Here is an 8,659-nt window from a genome sequence, read left to right as displayed (position 1 = left end):
GTGGTGATCAGTGCGAGCGGGTAGCGCCGTCCGGCCAGGTAGTCTTCGAGGCAGGTCAACACCAGCGGGCTGCGGTGCCGGGGCACGCAGGCCCGGATTTCATCGGCCGTCAGCCACACCGTGCGCACAATGCCCTCGTCCAGCGCCTGGCCGGGCATCGCCTCGCCCTGCAACTCGCCGCAAAACGCAAAGCGCAGGTAGGTAATGTCCAGCACGCCCTCGGGTTCGCGCGGGTCGGGGCGCTCGAAGCGTGACAGGTAAATGCCGACGATGGCAGTGGGCCTGAAGTGAAAGGCGGTTTCCTCCAGCGTTTCACGCGCGCAGCCCTGCACCGGGCTTTCGCCGGGGTCGAGGTGACCGGCCGGGTTGTTCAGCTTCAGGCCGTCGCGCGTCTGTTCTTCCACCAGCAGAAATTTGGCAATGCCGCCGAAGTCGCGCTCAATCACCGCCGCCACCGTGGCGCTGGGTTTCCATCGTTTGTTCATGGGGGGATTATCGGTGCGCGCTGTGACAGCGCGGCAGGCGTTGCGGACGGCGAATGAAAGCCCTGGGCAAAGCCCTGGCGCAAAAACTCCACAAGGCACTGCACCGCCCGGGGCACCTGGGCCGACCAGGGCCGCAGGGCGTAAATGCGCTCGCCAAAAAAGCCCTGCACCTGCCAGTCGGGCAGCACCCGCACCAGTTGTGCGTGCTTTCCGTAGGCCGCGCGCCGCGCTGGGCCGCCCCGAGCAAGCGCAGCCCCCTTGGGGGGCAGCGCATTACACGAAGTGAAAAGCGTGGGGGCACACCCTTCGGCCAAGCTGAAATCGGGCAGCAGGCCTATGCCCAGGCCGGCCAGCATGGCTTCGCGCAGCACCTCGCTGTTGTTGGCCTTCAGGGTGCCGGCAATCGTCACGCCCACGCGTTCGTCGGCCTTGCGGCGGCCGCTTCGCAGCGACTGGGCATCGCGGGCAAAGGTCCAGCGGCCGGCGTGCTCGCCCAGGTAGAGCAGGCAGTCGTGCGCGCTCAGCTCGGAAGGATGGGACGGCGTGCCCCGGCGCGCCAAATAGTCGGGGCTGGCCAGCAAAATCGACCGGGTTTCGCACAGTACCCAGGCCACATGGGTTTCCGGCGGTGTGTTGGTGTGGCGGATGGCCAGGTCAAAGCCTTCGTTGGCCAGGTTGACGAAGCGGTCGGTCAGCTCCAGCTCGATGTGAATGTCGGGGAAGCGCTTGAGGAATTCGGCCACATGCCAGGCCAGGTGCTGCCGCCCCAGCGCCACCGGCGCGGTCACGCGGATCAGGCCGCGCGGCGTGCCGACCAGGTCGCGCGCGGCGGTGTAGCTTTCGTTGATGCGGTGAAAGGCCGGCTGCATTTCATTGACGAGCTGCTGGCCGGCCTCGGTCAGGCCGACGGAGCGCGTGGTGCGGCGCACCAGCAGCACGCCGGCCGTGCGTTCCAGCTCGCTGATGCGCATGCTGGCCGAGGCCTTGGAAACCCCGAGCCGGCGCGCGGTTTCGGTAAAGCTGCGGGTGGCGGCCAACACCGTCAGCAGGTGCAGGTCGGCCACCAGCGGTGACAGCTGGTCAGAAGACATGATGATGCCTCATTGTTCAAATATATGAACAATGTTATCGCCAAACAGTGGGTTATCAAAACCCGACGACAGGCCTAGACTTCAGCCAGTGACTCATCCACCCGTCACGCCCTCTTGCGGCGTCTGTTCAAAGGAATCCCCATGTCTTTAGCCCCCACCTCCACCACGCTGGCCGCGATTGGCCATTACCTCAACGGAAAAGCCACGGCGGGCGCCTCCGGCCGCAGCCAGCAGGTCTTCAACCCGGCCACGGGCGCGGTGTCGGGTCATGTGGCGCTGGCCAGTGCGGTCGATGTCGATGCCGCCGTTGCGGCTGCGCAGGCCGCCTTTCCGGCCTGGGCCGACTTGCCGCCGCTGCGCCGTGCCCGGGTGCTGTTCAAGTTCCTGGAGCTGCTCAACGCCAACAAGGACAAGCTGGCCCACATGATCACCGCCGAGCACGGCAAGGTGTTCACCGATGCCCAGGGCGAGGTCTCGCGCGGCATCGACATCGTGGAATTTGCCTGCGGCATTCCGCAGCTGCTCAAGGGCGACTTCACCGACCAGGTCAGCACCGGCATCGACAACTGGACCCTGCGCCAGCCGCTGGGCGTGGTGGCCGGCATCACGCCGTTCAACTTTCCGGTGATGGTGCCGATGTGGATGTTTCCGGTGGCGATTGCGGCGGGCAACTGCTTTGTGCTGAAACCCAGCCCGATCGACCCGAGTCCCAGCCTGTTCATGGCCGATTTGCTGAAACAGGCCGGTTTGCCCGATGGCGTCTTCAACGTGGTGCAGGGCGACAAGGAGGCGGTCGATGCGCTGCTGGTGCACCCGGACGTGAAAGCCGTGTCCTTTGTAGGCTCCACGCCAATTGCCAACTACATCTACGAGACTGGCGCCCACCACGGCAAGCGCGTGCAGGCCCTCGGCGGCGCCAAGAACCACATGGTGGTCATGCCCGACGCCGACCTGGAGCAGGCGGTCGATGCGCTGATTGGCGCCGGTTACGGCTCGGCCGGCGAACGCTGCATGGCGATTTCGATTGCCGTGCTGGTCGGCGACGTGGCCGAGCGGCTGCTGCCGATGCTGCAGGCACGCGCCAAAACGCTGGTGATCAAGAACGGTGTGAACCTGGACGCCGAAATGGGCCCCATCGTGACCGCCGCGGCGCACCAGCGCATCACCGGTTACATCGACACGGGCGTGAAAGAAGGCGCCAAGCTGCTGGTCGATGGCCGCAGCTTTACCGGCGCGCAAGCTGGTGAGGGCTGCCAGGACGGCTTCTGGATGGGCGGCACGCTGTTTGACCATGTCACGCCCGACATGCGCATCTACAAGGAAGAAATCTTTGGCCCGGTGCTGGGCTGCGTGCGCGTCAACGACCTGAAAGAGGCGGTGGACCTTATCAACGCCCACGAGTTTGGCAACGGCGTGAGCTGCTTCACCCGCGACGGCCATGTGGCGCGCGAATTTTCACGCCGCATCCAGGTCGGCATGGTCGGCATCAACGTGCCGATTCCGGTGCCCATGGCCTGGCACGGCTTTGGCGGCTGGAAGAAGAGCCTGTTTGGCGACATGCATGCCTATGGCGAAGAGGGCGTGCGTTTCTACACCAAGCAAAAATCCATCATGCAGCGCTGGCCCGAAAGCATCGGCAAGGGCGCCGAGTTTGTGATGCCGACGGCCAAATAAGCGGCGCGGCGGCGCTTTGGAAGCGGGCCACCCGGCAAACAATAGGGTGGCCCGACAAAAAAATCGCAAAAATCTCATGTAAGCTTGCTGACAGGTACAACTGGGTACAACCAGGTACAAGTTCTTGCAGCGCCTTGGCTGAAGGCGCGCGGGAGCCGTCAGAAAAACCAAAGCTACTTGAGGAGAAGTCCCATGCTGATTGGGGTACCCGCCGAAATCACGGCCGGAGAAACACGCGTCGCCATCACGCCGGAAACGGCCAAAAAGCTGAAAGGCCAGGGCCACACCGTCCGGATCCAGTCAGGCGCGGGCGTGGCGGCCAGCGTGCCCGACGCGGCCTACACGGCGGTGGGCGCCGAGATCAGCGATGCCGCCGGCGCCTACGCCGCCGACATCGTGCTCAAGGTGCGTTGTCCGCTGGACAGCGAAATCGCCCATACCCGGCCCGGTAGCGTGGTGGTCGGCATGCTCAACCCGTTTGATGCGGCCGGCCTGCAACGGCTGGCCGCGGCCCAGCTGACCGCGTTTGCGCTGGAAGCCGCGCCGCGCACCAGCCGCGCGCAAAGCATGGACGTGCTGTCCTCGCAGGCCAATATTGCGGGTTACAAGGCCGTGATGTTGGCGGCCGAGCAATACCAGCGTTTCTTCCCGATGCTGATGACCGCTGCCGGCACCGTCAAGGCCGCCCGCGTGGTGATTCTGGGCGTCGGCGTGGCCGGCCTGCAGGCGATTGCCACGGCCAGGCGCCTGGGCGCGGTGATTGAAGCCAGCGATGTGCGCCCCAGCGTGAAGGAGCAGGTCGAATCGCTGGGCGCCAAATTCATCGACGTGGCTTACGAGACCGACGAGGAGCGCGAAGCGGCGGTCGGCGTCGGCGGCTATGCCAGACCCATGCCGGCCAGCTGGCTCGAACGTCAAAAGGCCGAGGTCGCCAAGCGCGTCGCCCAGGCCGACATCGTGATTACCACGGCCCTGATTCCGGGCCGCGCCGCGCCCGTGCTGGTGACCGAGGACATGGTCAGGTCCATGAAGCCCGGCAGCGTGATTGTTGACCTGGCCGCGCCGCAGGGCGGCAACTGCCCGCTGACCGAGCCCGGCCAGACCGTGATCAAGCACGGCGTGACATTGGTCGGCCAGACCAATGTGCCGGCGCTGGTCGCTGCCGATGCCAGCGCGCTCTACGCGCGCAACCTGCTCGACTTCCTCAAGCTCATCATCAGCAAGGAAGGCGCGCTGACTATCGACATGGAAGACGATATTGTGGCGGCCTGCCTGATGACGCAGGGCGGCGAAGTCAAACGCAAGTCTTAAATCCGTTCGGGCTGAGCCTGTCGAAGCCGTAAAACCCTTCGACAGGCTCAGGGCGAACGGAGTACATAACGAACAAAGGAACCCCCATGGATGCCGTGTCCCCCACCATCATCAACCTGATCATTTTTGTCCTCGCCATCTACGTCGGCTACCACGTGGTCTGGACCGTCACGCCAGCCCTGCACACGCCGCTGATGGCAGTGACCAACGCGATTTCGGCCATCGTCATCGTGGGCGCCATGCTGGCCGCCGCGCTGACCGAAACGCCGCTGGGAAAAACCATGGGCGTGCTGGCGGTGGCGCTGGCGGCCGTGAATGTCTTCGGTGGCTTTCTGGTGACGCGCCGGATGCTGGAGATGTTCCGGAAGAAAGAGAAGAAAGCGCCGGCCGCGATTGCCGGCCCAGTCGAAGGAGCGGCCAAATGAGCATGAACATCGTCACGCTGCTGTACCTGGTGGCTTCGGTCTTTTTCATTCAGGCGCTCAAGGGGCTGTCGCACCCCACGACCTCGATACGCGGCAACCTGTTTGGCATGACCGGCATGGCCATTGCCGTGCTGACCACGGGCGCGCTGATCGTGGAAACGGCGGGCGGCAAGGCCGAGGGCATGGTTTACGTGCTGGGCGCGCTGGTGGTGGGCGGCGCGGCCGGCACCCTGATGGCCAAGCGCGTCGAGATGACCAAGATGCCCGAGCTGGTGGCTTTCATGCACAGCATGATTGGCCTGGCCGCGGTGTTTATTGCGGTGGCGGCGGTGGCCGAGCCTCACGCCTTCGGCATCGTCGCCAAGGGGCTGGCGATTCCGGCCGGTAACCGGCTGGAACTGTTCCTTGGTGCGGCGATTGGCGCCATCACCTTCAGCGGCTCGGTGATTGCCTTTGGCAAGCTCAGCGGCAAGTACAAGTTCCGCCTGTTCCAGGGCGCGCCGGTGACCTTCGCCGGCCAGCACATGCTGAACCTGGTGCTGGGCCTGCTCATGTTGGGCCTGGGCCTGGGCTTCATGTTCACCGGCAACTGGACGGCGTTTTTTGCCATGCTGGCGCTGGCCTTTGTGATGGGCGTGCTGATCATCATTCCGATTGGCGGCGCCGACATGCCGGTGGTGGTGTCCATGCTCAACAGCTACTCGGGCTGGGCGGCGGCGGGCATTGGATTTTCGCTGAACAACTCGATGCTGATCATTGCCGGTTCGCTGGTCGGCTCGTCGGGCGCCATCCTGTCCTACATCATGTGCAAGGCCATGAACCGCTCCTTCTTCAACGTGATTCTGGGCGGTTTTGGCGGCGAAGCGGCGACGGCGGTGACGGGCGCCAAGGAGCAGCGGCCGGTCAAGAGTGGCAGCGCCGACGACGCGGCCTACATGCTGAGCAACGCCGAAACCGTCATCATCGTGCCGGGTTACGGTCTGGCCGTGGCCCGCGCCCAGCACGCGGTCAACGAACTGGCCGAGAAGCTGATGCACAAGGGGGTGAACGTCAAGTACGCGATTCACCCGGTGGCGGGCCGCATGCCGGGTCACATGAACGTGCTGCTGGCCGAGGCCGAGGTGCCTTACGACCAGGTGTTCGAGATGGAAGACATCAACGGCGAGTTCGCGCAGGCCGATGTGGCCATCATCCTGGGCGCCAATGACGTGGTGAATCCGGCCGCGCTGCAAAAGGGCAGCGTCATTTACGGCATGCCGATTCTGGAGGCCTACCGGGCCAAGACCGTGATCGTCAACAAGCGCTCCATGGCGGCCGGTTATGCCGGCCTGGACAACGAACTGTTCTACATGGACAAAACCATGATGGTGTTCGGCGACGCCAAGAAGGTCATCGAGGACATGGGCAAGGCCATCGAATAAGCCGGCGGTCCGCGCGGCGCAAGCCCAGGGTGCGCGAACCCTGGGCTTGAATTAGAGTGCTTCCCCTTCTGATTTCCGGGCTTGCCGCCGCTTTCCTAGGGAAAACGCAATAGCCACCAAGAGGGCCTGCCGCGAGAATTCCGGGCAGTCAATTAACCGTACTGGAGAAGACCTACATGAATGCAGCGACCATTGATCGCCCTTGGCTCAAGGCCTATCCCGCGGGCGTACCGGCGGATATAGACAGCTCGCAATACCCGTCTTTGGTGGCGCTGATGGAGGAGAGCTTCAAGAAGCACGGCAGCCGCGTGGCCTACAGCTTCATGGGCAAGGACATCACCTTCGGCCAGACCGACAGCCTGTCGATTGCCTTTGGCGTCTACCTGCAGGGCCTGGGCCTGGCCAAGGGTGACCGCGTCGCCATCATGATGCCCAACGTGCCGCAGTACCCGGTGGCCGTGGCCGCCATCCTGCGCGCCGGCTATGTGGTGGTCAATGTCAACCCGCTCTACACTCCGCGCGAACTGGAGCACCAGCTCAAGGATTCGGGCGCCAAGGCCATCGTCATCATCGAGAACTTCGCCAACACGCTGGAGCAGTGCATTGCCGCCACCCCGGTCAAGCATGAGGTGCTGTGCGCCATGGGCGACCAGCTCGGCATGCTCAAGGGCGCACTCGTCAACTACGTGGTGCGCAGCGTCAAGAAGATGGTGCCCAGCTTCAACCTGCCGGGTGCCGTGCGTTTTAACGATGCGGTGGCCCAGGGCACGCGCGGCACGCTCAAGCGCCCTGACATCAAGCCCGACGATGTGGCGGTGCTGCAGTACACCGGCGGCACCACCGGGGTCTCCAAGGGTGCGGTGCTGCTGCACCGCAACGTGATTGCCAACGTGCTGCAGTCAGAGGCCTGGAACGCGCCGGCCATGGCCAGCATGACGCCCGGCGTGCAGCCGGTCTATGTCTGCGCGCTGCCGCTGTATCACATCTTCGCCTTCACCGTGAACATGATGCTGGGCATGCGCACCGGCGGCAAAAACATCCTGATCCCGAATCCACGCGACCTGCCGGCCGTGCTCAAGGAGCTCTCCAAGCACAAGATCAACAGCTTTCCTGCGGTCAACACGCTGTTCAACGGCCTGGCCAACCACCCCGACTTCAATACGGTGGACTGGTCGCACCTGAAAATTTCGCTGGGTGGCGGCATGGCGGTGCAAAGCGCGGTGGCCAAGCTCTGGCTCGAGAAAACCGGCTGCCCCATCTGCGAGGGTTATGGCCTGTCGGAGACCTCGCCGTCGGCCAGCTGCAACCCGACCAACAGCAAGGCCTTTACCGGCACCATTGGTGTGCCGATTCCCGGCACGTACTTCAAACTGCTTGACGACGACGGCCTTGAAGTGCCGCAGGGCCAGCCGGGCGAGATTGCCATCAAGGGCCCGCAGGTCATGGCCGGTTATTGGCAGCGTCCCGACGAGACCGACAAGGTCATGACGGCCGACGGCTATTTCAAGTCGGGCGACATCGGCGTGCTCGATGACAACGGTTTCTTCAAGATTGTCGACCGCAAGAAAGACATGATTCTGGTCAGCGGCTTCAATGTCTACCCGAATGAAATCGAAGACGTGGTGGCCAAGCTCGAAGGCGTGATGGAATGCGCCTGCGTCGGTGTGGCCGACGACAAATCCGGCGAAGCCGTGAAGCTGGTCATCGTCAAGAAAAACCCGGACCTGACGGAAGCCCAGGTGCGCGAGTACTGCAAGCTCAACCTGACCGGCTACAAGCAGCCCAAGGTGGTGGAGTTCCGCACCGATCTGCCCAAGACGCCGGTTGGCAAGATTCTGCGCCGCGAACTGCGCGACAAAAAATAAGCCCGGGCAGCAGGTGTTAGCGCCTGCCAAGCTGATCCAGAGGGCGGCGCGAGTCGCCCTTTTTCATGGCCGAAGTTTCTGCGTGCGGATTCTTCGGCAAAATCTGCCCATGACACTGACCGCCATTCTCAGCGCACTGCCCGAGGAACAACACGGCCTGATCGAGTTGCTGCGCCAGCCGCGCAAGCTGCGTCATGCCGGCCGCGATTTCTGGCAGGGCGATTTGCATGGCCAGCCGGTAGTGCTGGCCCTGTCAAGGGTCGGCAAAGTCGCTGCCGCCACCACCGCCACGGCGCTGATCGAGCGCTTTGCGGTGGGCCGCATCGTCTTCACCGGCGTCGCTGGCGGCCTGGGCGAGGGGGTCAAGGTGGGCGATGTCGTGGTCGC

The 8,659-nt window shown here is 64.1% G+C and carries 7 protein-coding genes and 1 pseudogene; 6 read left to right on the top strand and 2 right to left on the bottom strand.

What is annotated here, in order from left to right; translation table 11 throughout:
• Together RMO23_RS16125 and RMO23_RS16120 are read right to left on the bottom strand one after the other, a co-directional pair.
• The coding region (locus RMO23_RS16125) for an NUDIX hydrolase (protein ID WP_309683643.1) at positions 1-485 on the bottom strand (485 nt) is incomplete at its 3' end.
• Entirely contained in the window at positions 482-1,576 is a 1,095-nt protein-coding gene (locus tag RMO23_RS16120; RefSeq protein WP_309683642.1) for a LysR family transcriptional regulator, read from the bottom strand. The genes RMO23_RS16125 and RMO23_RS16120, both read right to left, overlap by 4 nt.
• Positions 1,577-1,717: 141 nt before the next feature.
• On the opposite strand from RMO23_RS16120, the gene RMO23_RS16115 reads away from it, so the two are divergent.
• The 6 genes and pseudogenes from RMO23_RS16115 to RMO23_RS16090 form a co-directional block, all read left to right on the top strand.
• Positions 1,718-3,250, top strand: a complete 1,533-nt coding sequence (locus tag RMO23_RS16115) for a CoA-acylating methylmalonate-semialdehyde dehydrogenase (RefSeq protein WP_309683641.1) — start codon at positions 1,718-1,720, stop codon at positions 3,248-3,250.
• A gap of 192 nt (positions 3,251-3,442) precedes the next feature.
• A complete protein-coding gene (locus RMO23_RS16110; RefSeq protein ID WP_309683639.1) occupies positions 3,443-4,561 on the top strand; it encodes a Re/Si-specific NAD(P)(+) transhydrogenase subunit alpha in 1,119 nt (372 codons plus the stop codon).
• Between the two features lie 86 nt (positions 4,562-4,647).
• On the top strand, positions 4,648-4,986 hold the full coding sequence (locus tag RMO23_RS16105; RefSeq protein ID WP_309683637.1) for an NAD(P) transhydrogenase subunit alpha: 339 nt from the start codon (positions 4,648-4,650) through the stop codon (positions 4,984-4,986).
• Positions 4,983-6,407 carry an NAD(P)(+) transhydrogenase (Re/Si-specific) subunit beta gene (locus RMO23_RS16100; protein WP_309683635.1) on the top strand — a complete coding sequence of 475 codons (1,425 nt, stop codon included), beginning with the start codon at positions 4,983-4,985 and terminating at the stop codon, positions 6,405-6,407. Before RMO23_RS16105 ends, RMO23_RS16100 begins: the two co-directional genes overlap by 4 nt.
• A 176-nt stretch (positions 6,408-6,583) precedes the next feature.
• A complete protein-coding gene (locus tag RMO23_RS16095) occupies positions 6,584-8,272 on the top strand; it encodes a long-chain-fatty-acid--CoA ligase (protein WP_309683633.1) in 1,689 nt (562 codons plus the stop codon).
• Between the two features lie 109 nt (positions 8,273-8,381).
• A pseudogene (locus RMO23_RS16090) lies at positions 8,382-8,659 on the top strand (5'-methylthioadenosine/adenosylhomocysteine nucleosidase); the annotation flags it as partial.

Source organism: Polaromonas sp., assembly GCF_031411155.1.
GTDB lineage: Bacteria > Pseudomonadota > Gammaproteobacteria > Burkholderiales > Burkholderiaceae_C > Polaromonas.
The sequence above is the reverse complement of the archived record's forward strand: the minus strand, read 5'-3'. Positions and strand labels throughout refer to the sequence as shown.